11 protein-coding genes and 3 pseudogenes are annotated in these 16423 nt (G+C 68.8%); 10 read left to right on the forward strand and 4 right to left on the reverse strand.

The genetic code is table 11. The features are described from left to right. The first annotated feature begins 577 nt into the window (after positions 1-577). The 4 genes and pseudogenes from fxlM (at position 578) to OG456_RS44130 (ending at position 3065) form a co-directional block, all read left to right on the forward strand. Positions 578-1802, forward strand: a pseudogene (gene fxlM / locus OG456_RS44115) (methyltransferase, FxLD system). A 55-nt stretch (positions 1803-1857) separates the two neighbouring features. Continuing rightward, positions 1858-2049 (forward strand): FxLD family lanthipeptide, encoded by a 192-nt coding sequence (gene fxlA, locus OG456_RS44120; RefSeq protein WP_266570806.1) that lies wholly within the window; start codon positions 1858-1860, stop codon positions 2047-2049. 87 nt (positions 2050-2136) lie between these two features. Next, positions 2137-2625 (forward strand): lantibiotic dehydratase, encoded by a 489-nt coding sequence (locus OG456_RS44125; RefSeq protein ID WP_266570807.1) that lies wholly within the window; start codon positions 2137-2139, stop codon positions 2623-2625. Next, positions 2622-3065 carry an NUDIX domain-containing protein gene (locus OG456_RS44130; RefSeq protein WP_266571742.1) on the forward strand — a complete coding sequence of 148 codons (444 nt, stop codon included), beginning with the start codon at positions 2622-2624 and terminating at the stop codon, positions 3063-3065. Before OG456_RS44125 ends, OG456_RS44130 begins: the two co-directional genes overlap by 4 nt. Before the next feature lie 129 nt (positions 3066-3194). Here the strand turns inward: OG456_RS44130 and OG456_RS44135 are convergent. Beyond that, a pseudogene (locus tag OG456_RS44135) lies at positions 3195-4261 on the reverse strand (transcriptional regulator); the annotation flags it as partial. Between the two features lie 92 nt (positions 4262-4353). Beyond that, positions 4354-6753: a 2OG-Fe(II) oxygenase gene (locus OG456_RS44140; RefSeq protein WP_266570808.1), complete on the reverse strand. Its 2400-nt coding sequence runs from the start codon at positions 6751-6753 to the stop codon at positions 4354-4356. Between the two features lie 713 nt (positions 6754-7466). On the opposite strand from OG456_RS44140, the pseudogene OG456_RS44145 reads away from it, so the two are divergent. The 6 genes and pseudogenes from OG456_RS44145 to OG456_RS44170 form a co-directional block, all read left to right on the forward strand. After that, a pseudogene (locus OG456_RS44145) lies at positions 7467-7571 on the forward strand (transposase); the annotation flags it as partial. A 680-nt stretch (positions 7572-8251) separates the two neighbouring features. After that, the gene (locus OG456_RS44150) at positions 8252-9493 is read left to right on the forward strand and encodes an IS110 family transposase (RefSeq protein ID WP_266570809.1); all 1242 of its coding nucleotides are present in this window, start codon (positions 8252-8254) and stop codon (positions 9491-9493) included. A gap of 1017 nt (positions 9494-10510) precedes the next feature. Next, entirely contained in the window at positions 10511-11803 is a 1293-nt protein-coding gene (locus tag OG456_RS44155) for a nucleobase:cation symporter-2 family protein (RefSeq protein ID WP_266570810.1), read from the forward strand. Positions 11804-12051: 248 nt separating this feature from the next. Beyond that, positions 12052-12366, forward strand: coding sequence for a hypothetical protein (locus tag OG456_RS44160; protein WP_266570811.1), 315 nt, complete (start codon positions 12052-12054; stop codon positions 12364-12366). A 97-nt stretch (positions 12367-12463) separates the two neighbouring features. Next, the gene (locus OG456_RS44165; protein WP_266570812.1) at positions 12464-13189 is read left to right on the forward strand and encodes a helix-turn-helix transcriptional regulator; all 726 of its coding nucleotides are present in this window, start codon (positions 12464-12466) and stop codon (positions 13187-13189) included. A gap of 392 nt (positions 13190-13581) precedes the next feature. Continuing rightward, positions 13582-14067 carry a hypothetical protein gene (locus OG456_RS44170; protein ID WP_266570813.1) on the forward strand — a complete coding sequence of 162 codons (486 nt, stop codon included), beginning with the start codon at positions 13582-13584 and terminating at the stop codon, positions 14065-14067. A 589-nt stretch (positions 14068-14656) separates the two neighbouring features. Here the strand turns inward: OG456_RS44170 and OG456_RS44175 are convergent. Both OG456_RS44175 and OG456_RS44180 read right to left on the reverse strand, forming a co-directional pair. Beyond that, positions 14657-15166: a hypothetical protein gene (locus tag OG456_RS44175; RefSeq protein ID WP_266570814.1), complete on the reverse strand. Its 510-nt coding sequence runs from the start codon at positions 15164-15166 to the stop codon at positions 14657-14659. 151 nt (positions 15167-15317) lie between these two features. Next, a complete protein-coding gene (locus tag OG456_RS44180; protein WP_266570815.1) occupies positions 15318-16406 on the reverse strand; it encodes a zinc-binding alcohol dehydrogenase family protein in 1089 nt (362 codons plus the stop codon). Between the last annotated feature and the right edge of the window lie 17 nt (positions 16407-16423).

Raw genomic sequence — 16423 nt, forward strand, 5'->3', positions numbered from 1 at the left:
CAGTGCTGGCAGACGCCTCGGGCCGTTCAAGTACCGACGCGCTGCGCGAGGCCGGCACCACCGGCGTCGCCAGTCCGAGCAGCAACTCGACGGCCTTCGCGGCGACGTCGACGTTGTAGGGCCCTCGACCGCTACGGCGCCGACGGCACGCGCAAACGCGTCACGCTGCTCGTCGGACCGACGCTCGTCGGCGGAGCGGCCGTCGCGGTGATGACGCTCAGGCCGCCCGCCCCATGAACCGGGACTCCTGTAGCGGGAGTGGTGTAAGGCCTTGCCTGCACCCCGGCCGTACTTCTGTGGAGGAGGTTCCGGCCGGCCCACACCACACCCGTTGTCACAGGCGGGCGATGCAATACCCGGTAGAGGCCCTGCCGCAAGGGTCCTTCCGGAAGGGGCGTGTGGGGAGGAGCCACCCCCGAGGCCTCTCCTCACACGCCGCTCGTACGCGAAGGGACGCCCGTGGAGGTCACCGCCAAGTTCCACCCCTGCCTGACCGGTGTGGCGATGCGAATACGAACCACGCCCCGCAGCGCCACCGCTCCAGCCGTATGACCAATGGATAGAGGACTACTCCCCCATGACAGACGTGACGACCGACGCCACCGAGGCCTCCCGCCTGCGCAACCACACTATCGACCAGCTCCGTGACGAGGGCTGGATCACCTCTCCCGAGGTCGAAGCGGTGATGCGCCGAGTGCCGCGGGACCGCTTCACCCCGCCCGGCACTCCGCTGAACGAGGTCTATGACCCGTGGAAGGCCGTGATCACCAAGACCTCCGAGCACGGCGTGCAGACCAGTAGCGTGTCCGCCCCGCAGATCCAGGCTTTCATGCTGGAGCAGGCGCAGGTACGGCCGGGCATGTCCGTGCTGGAGATCGGCTCGGGCGGCCTGAACGCGGCCTATCTCGCCGAACTCGTCGGCCAAGAGGGCTCGGTGACCACGGTCGATATCGATGCGGAGGTCACCGAGCGTGCCGAACGCCTCCTCGCCGCGAACGGCTACGACCACGTGCGTGTGGTGACCGCGGACGCGGCCGAGCCCATCCCCGGTCTGGAAGCCGTAGACGTCATTCTCGTGACGGTCGGCGCGTGGGACATCCCGCCGGCCTGGACTCGCCAGCTCAACTCCAAGGGCCGCTTGATCGTCCCTTTGCGCATGCGCGGGCTGACGCGGTCCGTCGCCTTCGTGCTGGACGGCGATCACCTGGAATCCGAGTCGGCGAAGGCATGCGGCTTCGTCCCGATGCAGGGCACCCACCGCGCACGAGGAGCAGCTCCTCCTCGTGGCGGGCACGGAGGAGATCGGGCTGCGCTTCGACGACGGGCTGCCCATCGAACCGAGCCAGCTCAACGACGCAGTGACGACACGGCGTATCGAGACCTGGACGGGGGTCACGATCGGCCGGCAAGAGCCGCTTGCCACACTCCAGATGCATCTCGCGATCACCGTGCCCGGCTTTTGCATCATGAGCGTCGACCAGGACAAGAACAGCGGCATCGTCGCCCCGAACAACCCCGGGTTCTCGCTCGCCGCCGTCGCAGACGACAGCTTCGCCTACCTCGTCCACCGCCCGGCCGGGGACACGGACGTCGAGTACGGCGTCCACGCCCTGGGCCACCACGCGCAGCAGCTCGCCGATGAGCTCACCGAGAGCCTGCGCGACTGGGACGCCCACCGCCGCGGCGGCCCCATCCCGATCATCCGGGTCTATCCGGCCGACACCCCCGATGACCAAATCGCCGGAGAGCGCGTCATCAACAAGGTGCACAGCCGGATCTCACTCTCCTGGCCCGCGGTCTAACGACCGCGTCGCCAGGTCGTCATGCACCACTCCACCACTGAGGAGAGTGATCTACATGAGCGCCACCGCCATGCTCGACAAGCCGGCCCCCTCGCAGGTCGACGACGACTTCGCGCCCCTGGGCGTGCAGGTCGTCCTGGCCACCCACCCGATCGGGAAGCTGATGTGCTCCACCAGCGACGGCTGCGGCAACACCTGCGGGGGCGGCGCCAGTTCGTGCAGCTTGCTGGTCCGCGACCCCGAGTAACCAGCCGCTGAGCCGGCAGCGGGGGCGCCGAGCAGGATCGGTGCCCCCGCGCCCGTTGGTTCCCGTTGCGAGCGACCGGAAGGAATCATGGCTGTTACGTACCGTTGGGCCGGAGCAGCAGTGCTCCGTGCCACCACCGAGCCCAACCCCGCCGACCGTCCTGAGACGTTCGACCTCAACGATGCCTGCGCCACCCGGACGTGGCTCGCGCAGCTTTTCGCCCGGCCGGACGTGCGCAACGCGCTCTTCGCCGCCAGCCCGGTCCTGACGCGTACCGTCGAGTCGATCGTTCATGGCAGGCAGACTCAGCCGCGGCATATCCGCCGCGCCGCCCTCTCGGTGACCTCTTACCTGCTGCGCTGGCGGCACCGGCCGACTCCCTTCGCGCTGTTCGCCGGGGTGGCCGACGTCAAGGTCGGGGCCACTGCGAGGCATCAGGAACGCGAATGTTCTGGTCCTCGATACCAGCGGTGCCACCCCTATCGGACGTCGAATCCGCAATCGCCGACGCGCACCCCCGAGCCGCCGGTAGCGTCGGCACTTTCTCCGACCCCAACAACCCCCAAGGGAACATGAACCCGGAAGTCGCAAGACCCGTGATCGACACCCATGTCATCCTCCGCGACGGCGACAAGCTGCTCTTCTCCCAGCGCGGCGGCCCCTACGGCTACGGACGTTGGCACATGCCGTCGGGCAAGCTCGATCAGGGCGAGCCCCTGCGTCTGGGCGCCGCACGGGAGCTGCGCGAAGAAACCGGGGTCACCGTCGATCCGGACCATCTGCGCCTGGTGCACGTCGTCCACCATCACCAGGACAACACCGTGCAGCGGATCGGGTTCTTCTTCGAGGCCACCGAGTGGAGCGGCAAGCCAGTCAACCGGGAACCAGACAAGTGCATGGGTCTGGAGTGGTTCAGGGTTCACGAACTGCCCGAGGACCTCATCGAGTATCCGAAGGAAGGCCTCCTCGGCTACCTGAACGATGACGGTGGCCTGACGGAACACGGCTGGGCCTAGCGCCGGCACACCGCGCGAGAGGTCGTCATGGGTTCGAGTGACAACACCGCGTCCACGGCGGCGAACGGCTGTGCCGCCGATAGCGTCATCGCGGTGAACACCGACACGCTCACCGCGTCCGAGGCCGAGGTAGGGCAAAAAGTCCAGCGGGCTGGCGCCATCGGCCGCATATACGGCGCAGTCGGAGAGAATCGCGACCGGGTACTGCCCCGTGAAAGCGGCATGCTTGACGATCTTGCGGTGCATGTTGATACGCGTGCGGGAAATGATCGCGGCGCGGATGTCCGGCCGCCAGGTGAGCCGGGCAAGGGCGCGCCACGGCTCGCCGGGCTTCCAGCCCTCGCCGCGCGGGCGCTCGCGCAGCTTGCCGAGCCCGCCCTTGACGGTTGCCTTGATCGCGGACACGACGATCGCCAGCTCGGGGTCGTGCTGCCGGTAGCCGTCCATCGCGGCCAGGAACTGTTGGGGCGGCAGGTCGGCGCCCACCCCGAGGTCGGCCATCGTCGCGATGTAGGCGTCACGCAGCCGGTTGTACCAGCCGTCCAGGTAACGGCCGTTGTCGCAGCCCACCCACGCCTCGGTCGGCGTCACGTCGTAGCCCAGCTCCTGGGCGTAGGCGACAGTCGGCGTCGCGTACCAGGCCGGACCTTCCGGCCGCTCGCCCTTCGGCGTGAACGGGCTGGGCAACAGTTCCCCGTCGAGCTTCACCCACTCCTTGCCCGACTTCACCCGCGACAAGTCGACATGGGACAGGTCGACCAGCCAGGCACCGGGCAGCTTCGGGTCGAACACCGGCGCCATGACGTGCGTCGGCGCCTGGGCGAGGCCGACCAGCAGACCGTTCGCGCCGGCGGCGAAGGCCATGTTGACATCGATGCCGACCAGGTTGCGGCGCATGCATTCCTCGTCGGTGAGCGGCGCGCCCAGTCGTACGCCTCCTCGAACAGCTTCTCGCCGGGGCCCCGGACGTGGAAGCGCGGCAGATCCCCCAGCACCGGGTGACCGTCGGGAACCTCGCACGGCGGCCAGTCCAACAAGCCGATCGGGTCCTTGCCCAGCGAGCCGGGGTTGTGCTCCGAGGTGCGCTTGCCGCTCTCGTCCGGCGCGCTGGCCCGGGTCGGCGGGTGCAGCGCGGTCATCAGCTCCAGGCCGGTCACCGCAGTGGAACCGCGCGGCGTCATCACCCGGGACGCGTACGTACCCGGTTTACCATTCAAGCAACGGCATTGCCCGCACCCTTCGCTCTTCTCGTCATCGCTGTCGGGGAGAGGTACGGATGTGTCACCTCTCAACCGCCCGCCCGGGGCCATTTGTCCCGCAGCCACGCCAGGTCGGTCTCGGCGCGGGTTCGGGTCGCCTGTTCACGGGTGAAGACGGCGTCCGTCTTGGTCAGTACCAGAACGTAGGGGCGTCCCTGGCGCCGGGTGGTGTGGGAGACGGGCAGGCCGGCCTGGTCGATGCGGGTGTGGAGGTGGCGGCGTCCGTCCTTCGCGAGCGGCCACTCCATGACGTGGCGGGTGCGGGAGGTGAGGAAGGCGTCCAAGTCGGGGCAGAGTCCGCAGCCAGTCCGGCATGTCCCGGCCGGGGTGAGGGACCAGTCGTCGGCCGCACGTACGGGGCGGGCGAGGGCCGCGGCGAGCCGGTCCTCGCAGTGGTCGGCGAGGGTCTGGAAAGCGCGGGCGGCGGGTGCGCCGTCGCGTATGGTCGTCGGCTGGCGGGCCGCGGTGCGCAGGGCGGGGAGCAGGCATTCCAGGGCGGTGTCCGGCAGGCCGCGCAGCGTGGCGGCGATGGTGCCGGCGGTCTCGGGCCCTGCCGCCTGCAGGACGCGGGCCAGTGATGCGCCAAGCCCCTCCATGCCTGTGCGGCGCTCCGTCTCGCGGCCGATGCCGAGCCAGCTGGTGAGCTGCTGCTCGACTGCTTGCCAGGCACCCTCGGCCAGCGGCGAGGCCATCGCGTCCCCATCGCCGTCGGCGGCCCGCAGCGCGGTGCACAGGCCGGGCAGCGATTCGAGCCACGCCGCGCGGCCGGCCCCGGTGTACGCGCCAACCGTGCCGAACCAGCTGCTGACGGCCCCGCGGGCCCACGTCCGTCCGTACCGCGCGGCCGCTGCCGCGAGACCCGGGGCGTGCCGCTCGCCCAGGGCCTCCACCCCAAAAGGCGCGAGGAGCATCGTGGCAGTGTCCGCTTCCCGCAGTCCCACCGCGACGGGCAGGGCGGCGGCAAAGAGCGCCGCGGCCGCCTCGCCCGAACCGTGGTGCTTCCAGAACGGGGCGAGCGACTGGGCGAGCGTGCGCGCCCGGTCGAGGTCCCCGGCATCCAGGTGGCCCTGAAGTTCCCGCAGTGCGCCTTCGGAGCCGGCCTCGGCGCGGGCCGTGAACGAGCGCTGCCGGGGCCACAGGACCACGGCAGCCCGCCGGTACCAGCGGTCGAGGGTGTTGCCGTAGTTGCCCATGTAGCCCTCGTACTCGGACTGGTAGGGCGTCAGGTCCTTGTTCTCGGTGGTGGCGCACACCTCGGCGTACGCGACGGGCAGGTTGATCTGCTCGCCGCCGGTGCCGTCCGGGCGGGTCCACCAGCTTAGCGTGATCTCGTCGTCGATCAGCTCGTTCAGTTCGTAGCTGGAGAAGTCGCCGCTGCGGCGGCGCTCGGCACCGGGTTCCCCGTCGGGGTCCAGGAGGCATTCGCCCTCGCACTCCTCGTCCTCGCAGTCGTCGTAGTGCTCGACCTCGCCGTAGTAGTCGTAGCGGTCGTACGGCGCATGCGCGTCCCAGGTCTCCTTCACCTCGGCCAACGCGAGGACCGCTTCGCAGTCCGTCTCTGCGGCGGCCTGGCGGAGCAGGGCGGTGCGGGTGGCGTCGGCTCCCTTGAGGCGGTCCCAGTCCAGGCCGCGCTGGGTGTACTCGTGGTCGAGGAGGTACACGAGGCGGTTCGGGGGCGCGGCCTTCTGGCGGCCGTAGGCGTAGCGCTCTTCGGCCGGCTCGGTGAAGTGTTCGGTCAAGCAGTGGGCCAGGTCGGCGACCGGGTCCCCGTCGTCCTCGCCAGCCGGGCGGACGCGTTCGGCGAGGAGGTTCATGGTGAGGGTGACGCGGTAGCCGGACTTGACGGGCTTGACCTCGTGCAGGCAGTCCGCGTAGAAGGCTGCGAAGGTCAGCTTCTCCCGGGACGCCTGGTGGACGACGCTGCGGCCGGCGTGCGAGACGACGAGTTCGCCGCCGGTGTGGTGCGAGGGCAGCGAGACGACCAGGGTGCCCACCATGGAGTCGTCCTTCTCGGAGTCCTGGTGCGGCAGGAAGAACTGGCCCTTGCCGTAGACGAGCAGTGCGTGCGGCTCGGCACGTAGGACGACGGTGGGCGGCAGACCGAGCGCGGTGCGGACACCGTCGAGGACGCCGTCCAGGGTGCGGTCCCAGTCGGTGCCGCCGAGCGTGATGCGGTCCGGGGTGATCTCCCAGGTGTCGCGGACTCTGGTGTCGGACAGGGTCTGCTCGCCGCGGCCGAAGGATGCCTGCCGGGCCTGCGCGATCAGTTTCTTGGTGACCGGGGCACGCAGCGGCAGCGGCAGTTCCCCCACCCCGTCGACCTCGATGCGCAGCGCGCGGGCCGACATCTCGATACGGGTGCTGAAGTCCCCGCGCCGCTGCGCGTCGTCGAGCAGCTCCGCCAGCTGCTTCCGTGCTCCGTGTCCCATACTGTTTCGTCCCCAGGGGTGCAGCGTGCCGTATGGCCTGTCCCGGAAACCCTAAACGCCGCGGGCAGTCCTTGTTCCCGGGCTATTGGTCATGCGGCGAGGGTGAGTATGTCGCGGTAGCGGATGGTGTGAACCGTAGGTGATCGTGTTGCTGGTGGTAGCGCCAGTAGGCGTCGAAGTCGCCGTCCACGGACAGTGGGACGTCCGGGTGAGCGGACAGTTGATCTCCCTGTATGCGGACAGCTCATCTCCTTGTCCGGTATGACTTTCCATCCCTCGGACGGCGGTCAGTTGGACGGGGTGAGAGGCTGGACGCCCTGACCGCGGCCACCACACATCAACAGCCTCACCACCCGACGCCACCGCACCCGCCGCTCCCCCGCACGTACCCACACATGACCACGTGCCCATAGACGTGCCTGCACCCGGCCGAACCGTCCGAGCAGCACGCCCCGTACCTGGTCAGTGAACCGTTCCGGGTTCGATCGAGACTCTAAATCTTGACTGTGACCTGGGGTTTTGTGGTCTCGCTGTAGTAGTTGGTCTCGGGTTTGGCCGGCAGCCGTCGTACTGCTCCTACAGCGTCTTCTCACCCGCCGAACCCGAGCCGGACGACGGACAGTCCCTGCCCGTTCCAGTCTTGCGGATTGAGGGCGGCCACCGCTGTCGTCGCCGGTCGACCCAGGGCTTGATCAAGTTCCGTTGAGGTCGGTGACGGCGTCGGCCCGGACACCGCTTCCGCACTGCTGATAGCAGCCGGAGACAACCCGGACCGGATGGGCAGCGAGGCCTCCTTCGCCGCACTCTGCGGCGCCAGCCGCCTCACCCGGCCCGGCGTCGGCCACCGGCACCGGCGAGGGCAAGACACGCCGCGAAGCCCAACAGACGTACCATGGGCCGACCTTGGAGGGGGGCTTACGGTATGGACTATGGAAAACTTTGGGCGTCTCTGATCATCTGCGGGTTCCTGTCGATCGCATTCACCCGAGGGACGCTCCGGCTGCTGGCCAGGCGGATCCAGCAGCCTGTCGCGAAGGCCCCTAATCCTGTGTGAAGGCGCTCCCGAAACACCCCGATTGGGTTTCCGGGGGGCCTGACGTGACAGACACCTGGATCCCCCCGGGCCTGTTAGGCCTTCTCAAAGAGCGGTGCTGCCATGTGGTGGGTTTCGTGGTGGTCGCGTGGGCGCCGGGCCGATCCTTGAAAGGCCCCTGGCCCGTCGAGGCCTCCCGATAGAGCGGGCCGCCCGGCGTCTTCGGGCCGCCACGAAACCCACCGGTGATCGTCGTTCGTTGCCGTCGTGGTACGAGCCCGCTCCAGGGTGAGCTCTTCTTGACCTCCGCGAGCCGTGAGCTCTGGCACAGACGGAGGCCCCTGGGGTGCGCTGGTGTCGCGAATGGCTACTGAGATGGCGGACCGTCAGAGTCCTGGGATTAGGGCGCCGCGTGACCCGCATGTGCTCGTGACCTGCGGAAACAGGCAAAGTTGGGAGACTTGGTTGAGGATCTTCTGCGGCATAGACTGGGCCGAATCGCATCATGACGTCGCCCTGATCGACGAGGCCGGCGAGCTGCTGGCCAAGCGCCGGATCAGCGACGACGCGGCTGGCTACCGGCTGTTGCTGGACCTGCTCGCCGAGCACGGCGATAGTCCCGAAGAGCCCATCCCGGTCGCCATCGAGACCAGTCGTGGCCTGCTCGTGGCCACCCTGCGTACGGGCACCCGGAAGGTGTTCGCAATCAACCCGCTCGCCGCGTCCCGCTACCGCGACCGCCACGGCGTCTCGCGCAAGAAGTCCGACCCGGGCGACGCCCTGGTCCTGGCGAACATCCTCCAGACCGACATGGCCGTGCACCGCCCCCTGCCGGCCGACTCCGACCAGGGCCGGGCCGTCACCGTCCTGGCCCGCGCCCAGCAGGACGCCGTCTGGAACCGCCAGCAGCTCGGCAACCAAATCCGCTCGCTCCTGCGCGAGTACTACCCCGCCGCGCTGGCCGCCTTCCAGAGCAAGCCCGGCGGCCTGGCCCGGCCGGACGCCCGCGCCGTGCTCGCCACCGCCCCCACCCCGGCCAGGGCGGCCCGGCTGTCGCTCGCCCAACTGCGGGCCGCACTCAAGCGCAGAGGCCGCCAGCGGAGCATCGACGCCGAGGCCGAGCGACTGCGCGACGTCCTGCGGGCCGACCACGCCCATCAGCCGCAAGCCATCGAGGACGCCTTCGGCCACCAACTCCTCGCCCTGCTGAAGCAGTTCGACGCGGCCTGCCAGGCGGGCGACGACCTCGCCCAGGCTACGGAGACAGCCTTCCGCGAGCACCCGGACGCCGAGATACTCCTCAGCTTCCCCGGCCTCGGCCCCCAGCTCGGCGCCCGCGTCCTGGCGGAGATCGGCGACGACCCCGACCGCTTCGCTGACGCCCGCGGCCTCAAGGCCTACGCCGGCTCCGCACCCATCACCCGCGCCTCCGGCAAGAAGCACTACGTCGGCAGGCGCATGGTGAAGAACAACCGGCTCATGCACGCCGCTTTCCTCTGGGCCTTCTCCTCACTCCAAGCATCGCCCGGAGCAGACGCCCACTACCGCCGCCGACGTGAACACGGAGACTGGCACGCCAGCGCCCAACGAAACCTCCTGAAGCGCATGCTCGGCCAACTCCACCACTGCCTTCAGCACCGGCTCCACTTCGACGAACAACGTGCCTTCACCACGTCCCTCACGTCATCAATCACGGCTGCCACTTGACTTCTTAGCTCGCTGAGATGTCTATCGGGACACGCACGTGGGAGCCAGGAGCACGAGGAGACCCAGGAAAAGAAATCGGTGCTTCCCGACGTACTCGGTCGCGTTGGAAGTGAAACCGCCACTCAAACACTGCCCTGACCAGATCACTCGACCCATCGGACACGGCCTAGCCCCCGGTACTGCCACTGTCATCCCCAGCTTGGTACCGCCGGGGGACCTCCTCCCCTGTCCGGTTGAGCCGCACTCTGCGACCCACGGGTGCAGGCATCCAAGCTCTGCCGTCGGCCCCGCATGCGGCCCTCGCATGCCCAAACAAGGGGGAACACGCGTGTCCACGCTCGCTCTGCTGGTCGTCCTGCTGCTCATCGGCGCCACGCTCTCGACCGGCAGCAGCCTGATCATGCGGCCGTCACGGGTGACCTCAGCCGGATTCGCGGTTAGAGGCTGTGGTCTTTCCGAGCCTGAGGAGTGGCCATCGAACGAGAGTTTGAGTCATGTGATCACGACGGGACCTGCTACGACCCCAGCCCGCCGCTCGGAGATGTCGAGCCGGCTACCGCTCGCCGCGATCGGCTGGGGGGATCCGCATGTGGTAGGTCGAAGCGGCTGGGCGGCGTGCCTGTCTGTGGGAGGCGTCGGAGGTCCGGTCTGCGGGGGTGCCGTACCGAGCAGGCCATTGGAGGAAGCTCCAGATTCCTACCTGGTAGTGCGTCGATCGAGTGGGAGGCATTGACGAACAGGGTGGCGCTTTCTACATTCCGTTGAACGCGGAATTGGTATTCCGCATCGTGGATCTCGTTATGGGCCGGATCTGTTCTCCCAGCGCCGGTGGGTGGGCGACGACACAGTCGTCCGCCAGGGTCGTCCCAGCGTCGCCGCGCTCGTCCTGCAGCTCGGTCGTCGTTCCCGGACCCGAAGCCACCGCCAGATGTGGAGGGACAGCAGGTGGAAGTTCAGACAGCGCTTGGGGTTGGGGAGTCACGGCATCCTGTCGACGAGGTGCTGCCAGCTGGCCGGATGGCGGCCGTCGCGCTTCAGCACGTCGCCAGCATGTACGCCGGGGTGGCCGCCCCGCCGCTGATCATCGGCGCCGCGGTCGGCCTGACCGCGGCGCAGCTCACCACTCTGCTCGCCGCCAGCCTGGTCATCGCCGGCGTCGCCACTGTGCTGCAGACCCTGGGGGTCTGGCGGATCGGCTCGCGGCTGCCCTTCGTCAACGGTGTCTCCTTCGCCGTCGTCTCACCGATCCTCGCGGTGGTCGGGGCGCAGAAGGGTGCCGCGCTGCCGCTGATCTTCGGCTCCACCCTGGTCGCCGGCGTCTTCTGCTTCCTGCTGGCCCCGGTCTTCTGCCGGCTCGTCAGGTTCTTTCCGCCGGTGGTCAGCGGCACGGTGATCACGCTGATCGGGATCTCCCTGCTCCCGGTGGCCGGAAACTGGGCGCAGGGCGGCAACTCCCGTGCGGCGGACTACGGTTCGCTGGCCAACCTGGGCCTCGCGGGGCTCACGCTGGTCGCCGTGCTGCTCTTCGACCGCTTCCTGCACGGCTTCCTGCAACGGATCTCGATCCTGCTCGGCCTGCTCGTCGGCACCCTCGCGGCGATCCCGCTCGGCAAGGTCGACATGCATGCGCTCAGCAGCCTGCCGGTCTTCGAGATGCCGCACCCCTTCGCCTTCGGCGCGCCGCGCTTCGAGGCAGCCTCGATCATCTCCATGCTGGTGGTGATGGTGGTCTCGATGACCGAGTCCACGGCCGACATGATCGCGCTCGGTGAGGTCGTAGAGCGGCCTGCGGACGACCGCACGATCGCGGGCGGCCTGCGCGCGGACGGTCTGGCGACTGCGTTGGGTGGGGTGTTCAACGGCTTCATCTGTTCAGCCTTCGCGCAGAACATCGGGCTGGTGGCGCTGACCAAGATCCGCAGCAGATTCGTGGTCGCGCTGGCCGGGGTCTTTCTGATTGTGATGGGCCTGCTGCCACCGGTCGGCGCGCTGGTCTCGCTGGTGCCGCAGCCGGTGCTCGGTGGGGCGGGCGTGGTGCTCTTCGGCTCTGTGGCGGTGGCGGGCATCCGCACGCTCGGCAAGGCGGATCTGAGTGCCGGATCGAACGCGATCATCGTGGCGGTCAGCCTGGCCTTCGGGATCTTCCCCATCGCCTTCCCGGGCTTCTACCACGCCTTCCCCGAGCAGGTCGCGACCGTGCTGAGCTCGGGCATCTCGGCTGGCTGCCTGCTGGCGATCACGCTGAACCTGTTCTTCAATCACCTGGGCAAAGGTCGTGAGGTCCCGCTCGCATACGTACCGGAGGGGTAGATCGCGGCCCTGGCGCAGGTGAGGGAAGTGAGCTGACCCCAGTCAGCCGCAGCCCCCTACAGGCTTATCTCGACACCCCGGGCGCGGGCCTGGGCGAGCATCCGCAATAGCTCGCCCAGGCTGGCCTTCGCCCGCGCCAGTCGCCACCGACCAGGTTCCCAAGGGCCGAGGCCAATCGCGCCCACGCGGCCACCGCCGAGTTCCCCCGGCGGCTGGGCCCGCTACTTGCCGGCCGTCGCCTGACCGGGATGCGGCGAGACGTGCCACCGACGAAATCCCTCGGCGGCGTGGCCGCGGCGATGTTCGACATCCAGATCCTGCGTGGGGTCGATCTGCGCAAAGAGCCCAATGCGCTGATCCTGACGGTCAGTCTCGGCGCCGCGATGCTGCCGACCGCGGGCACCCTAGTGTTCGACCACACGTCCCTGGAGGCCCGAGCCGCGCTCGGCGGCGGCATCACTCTCGGCGGCACGACCACGATCCTGCTGAACCTTTTCTTCCAGACGCTCACGATCGCAAGGCGCTCGAAGACATCGATGGGACCGCCTCGCGGCCGAGGATGACCGCGGAGAGCCCCCGCCGTGCGCCAACCGGAGTTGACCAGACCGAAGCTCCGCGGAGTCCCCATGGCTCTGCGGGCCCCACCGAGGTGACCTGCACTTGTCGACACCCCCTTTCTCTCCCCTCGAGGCCCGCGCGGCGCGCCTGCGGACGGGGATGACCCCCGAACAAGTTGCGACCGAAATGGCCAAGTTGGGCGTGCACCTTGGCCCCGAGCTGGTGGAGGCATGGGAGCTGGGCACGAAAGTGCCGTCGGAGATCCAGCTTTTCGTGCTCGCGGATGTGCTGTGGTGTCCGACCCCTGTGCTGATGGCCATACGCCCCAGGACACTGCGCGACCACCGCATGGCCAGGCAACTGACCTGTGAACGGCTGGCCCACCGCATCGGGATGGAGCTGCACACGTACGCCAAGGCGGAGGCCGAACGCCGCTGGAACGGCGATGAGCACCAGACCCGAGCCCTGGCAGAGGCACTGGGGATGCCTCCCGAAAGCCTGCGGGTGATCATCAGCCAGATCGCGGAACTGACCCAACTGTTGGCGCAGGCCGTCGAGGGCCACTGGAAGAGCCACATCGTGCCACTCGCCGACCTCGCCGACGTCGACGAACAGCAGGTGAAGTACGCGCTACAAGTGCTGCGCCAGGAGTACACACACATCACCCAGCGCTACATGGGCCATTCGGTAGCAGGCAGCGCAGAGGCCGTGCTGCGCAAGATCGCCAGCGAACGCACCCAGTGGCTGCGCCGCCTGCCAGAGCACTTCTGGGAGCTGGTAGACCACACCGACAGACGCCAAACTCCCCGTTCCGCTTCGCCTACCTGAGCTGGGCTGAGCGGCGAAGCCCTGGTCACGCACCCGAGGGGCGCGGCCAGGGCGGTTTCTCACGCGGCCCGGGAAGGGGAAACCGGGGCTGTCTGTCGCGCACCATCGCAACGCCGCCTGGCCTGTCTACGGGGACACGCGCCGTGTCACCGCGCAGCGTGTTTGTCTGTCTCCTGGGAGGATGCTTCGCATGGAGCCGCTGCCGACGCCCTGTCCCGCCGACCGGATCCCGGACGCGACCGGTCTGGACGCGTTCGAGGCCGCGTGCAAGGAGGCCAAGGAGCAGCGGCGTCGTGTTCATCGCGGTGGAGCGCCAGGGCCCGTTGTAGGCGGTCAAGGCCGACGCGCTCACCGCGCCCGAGCACACCATCAACAGCGCCGTCCATGACGCTGTGCGCGAGGCCGTCGCCTTCCTCATCCGCTCCCGGGAGATCCGCCCCGACTCCTCGGCCGGCCCCGTCGACTTCGTCCTGCACGATGTGGACTGCGAAGGACGGGCCCGCGAACTGGCCGCGGCCCTGCACGCTGCCCTCTACGGCGACCTCGAGCCCCTGGAGCGCATCAAGGCGGAGACCGCGGCGTATTTCCGAGCGCTTGATGAGAGGGCCACCCTGCGATACCGCTTTCGCGGCGCTGACGAGGAGAGCGGCTTGTGGTACTTCGAGGCCGTACCTGACCGCGGCGAGTTGGTCGCCATCAAGCAAGCCAAGCCGACTTCGGCCGGCCAACTCCACCGATACAGCTGGGAGCACCTGGAGGACGAGCACGGCTTCCTGACAGACCAAGCGATGGACCCTGAAGAGGACCCGCTGGAGGCCATCGGGCCGAAGAGTTCCAGCGGGTGTGGAGCCGGTGAGGGCGCTGGACAACCTCTTTAGGAGCGAGGTTGGGCGATCACGTGCGTGACCAGTGGATTCGCTACCGTGGGGAGTGCGGGTCGAACTCACCGCTGCGGACCCCGGGCCCCCGTGAGTCCCCGTCCGTTCTGGCACAAGAGCGGCACGGTCCGAAGACCGCGCCTTGAGCCGCTCGATACGAACTACGGGCGGGCGGTCCCTGATGTCTGTCCTGCTGGTCAGTCGGTCGACGGGGACTGCTGCCGGTCAGCTTGGGTCTCCATGGTTGCTGCGTTTCGCTGATTTACCGCAGCGGCAACGCAGTTGCTGAGGACGCGGCGGCACACTGGAACGAGTGACGGGTCCGACAGCCCACGCTTGGGTAGAGCGACAGAGGGTTTGCCTGAGGCCGCCCGCTCGTGGCCGCAGTGCCGACAACTTCCCTTGCCTTTCCGAACATCGGCCAAGCGCGGCGCACTCTCGCGGCAGCAGCGCAAGCAACGGCATCGCCACGCTCTGCCAGCCCCCGGGTACAGCTCCAAAGGCTCGGCTCCAGCAGCCCGCATCACTTCTGCGGCGGTCTCATGCGTCCAGCGGATCCGCCGCTTGTCCAAGTCCGCATTGAGAGCGGTCACGTCCCCAGCTCCGCATCACAGGCGACCAGCCAAGCCAGAAATTCTTGCCGGGTATACGCCCTGGTCCCACCAGCGATATCCCACTCCGGCGAGCCCGCGCCGATCGGCCCCTCGGTGTACACGGAGCCGTGGTCCACGTCGAACTTCAGGAACTCGAACGCGGCCCTGACGGCCTTGGTGCTCGCCTCGTTGACGTCGTCGTCCCTGTACCGGCCCAGGTACCAGCCGACCTCCCGCTCGCGCGCCGCACGGTCCAGCCACGCTGCCTTCCGCAGGAGCACCAGCCGGTGCTCGCTGCTCTCGACTGCGGGCCCGCGGCCGCTGATTGCCTGCAGAGCGCGGAACTTGACGCGTTCGGTGAGCAGCACCAGGGCGAGTTCCTCGTCCGCCGGGTCGAGCGCGCCATTGTAGGCCGTGGCGTAGTTGGGCGCGTCGAATGCCGGGGTCTCCCATACCTCCCAGTCGAAGGAGCATCGGCTGCAGATGAATCCGGTGGCTTCGTTCACTTCACATGGCAGCGTTTGTTCGTCCGTTCGGGCAGCAGTTCGTGATCTTGAGGTTCATGGTTGTTCACGAGAAATAGCAGCAGCAGTATGGAGGCCTGCGCTCGTGAGGCGGTGGGCCGTGGCGCTGACATGTGGAGATCAGTCGGTCTTGTCAGCGAGCCGGTGGGGTGAGGGCGGTGCGGTCGAACGGGCCACCATGTGAGGCGGCGTACGTGACGGCGTCGTTGACGGCATTGAGGCCGAACGACAGGACCCGTTCGGGGGCGAGGTCCAGGGTGCCCGAGGCGAGGAGCCGGATGATGCCGACGTTCGCTGTACGCGGGTACATCCACTGGCCGCGCACGGTGATCGAGTTGCGCATGATCCATGGGTACGGGAGTGCGAGGTCGTCGCCACCGAGCATGCCGACGCCACCCATGAGAACGACGCGGCCGAACTCGCGCACGGTCATGGCTGCCGTGCGCGCCGCCGAGCTGGGTGCGCTCGGCGGTAGCAGGTCGATCACCATGTCGATCGGGCCATCGCCCGCCGCGGACATCGCCGCGCGGTCGCCAGCCTCGTCCCCGGTGAGCGGGACCGGGCGCACACGCGGACCGAACCGGTCGGCGAGGAGGTCGAGTGCGGCCCGGTTGCGGCCCGGGGCGACCACGCGGCCCGCCCCCATTGCGAGCGCGAGCGCGACCGCACTGCTGCCGAGGTTGCCGGTGGCCCCGCTGACGAGCAGCGTCTCACCGGCTGCAAGTCCGCCAGCCAGCAGCCCGCCGTAGGGGATGACGTGCACGCCGAGCGCGGCCCAGCGGGCCGGGTCGTCCTCCGCCGCTGCGGGCAGCGGGAAGACGTTCTCCGTCGGGACCCGCATGAGCTCGGCGAACGAACCGTCGTGCAGGTACCGGGCGAGCCGCGCGCCGCCCTCGCCGCGCGAGCTCCAGCCCTGGAGCGTGATGTCGGGCGTCAGGGCGTCGTCCCGCGAGCGCACCGTCGAGTCGCACCACACCATGTCGCCGACGCGCAGCCGGGTGGCGTCCGGGCCCACGTGGACGACCCGTCCCACGCCACCGATCCCGGGCACGACGGGAGGGACCAGGGGGTAGTTCCGCTCGCCGCTGAAGACCTCGGCCGCGTACGGGGCCACGCAGGTGGCGAGCACCTCGACCACCACCTCGCCGCCGCCGGCCTCGGGGTCGGGCACCTCCCGCACTATGAGCGGGGCACCGAACTGCGTCAGAACTGCTGCTCGCACGTGATGACCTCCATGCT

Source organism: Streptomyces sp. NBC_01446 (assembly GCF_026340095.1).
In the GTDB taxonomy this organism is placed as follows: Bacteria; Actinomycetota; Actinomycetes; order Streptomycetales; family Streptomycetaceae; genus Streptomyces; species Streptomyces aureus.

Coding starts and splice junctions, on each gene's coding strand:
- OG456_RS44125 (WP_266570807.1), top strand. CDS start 2,137: ATGGCTGTTACGTACCGTTGGGCCGGAGCAGCAGTGCTCCGTGCCACC.
- OG456_RS44130 (WP_266571742.1), top strand. CDS start 2,622: ATGAACCCGGAAGTCGCAAGACCCGTGATCGACACCCATGTCATCCTC.
- OG456_RS44155 (WP_266570810.1), top strand. CDS start 10,511: ATGGCGGCCGTCGCGCTTCAGCACGTCGCCAGCATGTACGCCGGGGTG.
- OG456_RS44160 (WP_266570811.1), top strand. CDS start 12,052: ATGCGGCGAGACGTGCCACCGACGAAATCCCTCGGCGGCGTGGCCGCG.
- OG456_RS44140 (WP_266570808.1), bottom strand. CDS start 6,753: ATGGGACACGGAGCACGGAAGCAGCTGGCGGAGCTGCTCGACGACGCG.
- fxlA (WP_266570806.1), top strand. CDS start 1,858: ATGAGCGCCACCGCCATGCTCGACAAGCCGGCCCCCTCGCAGGTCGAC.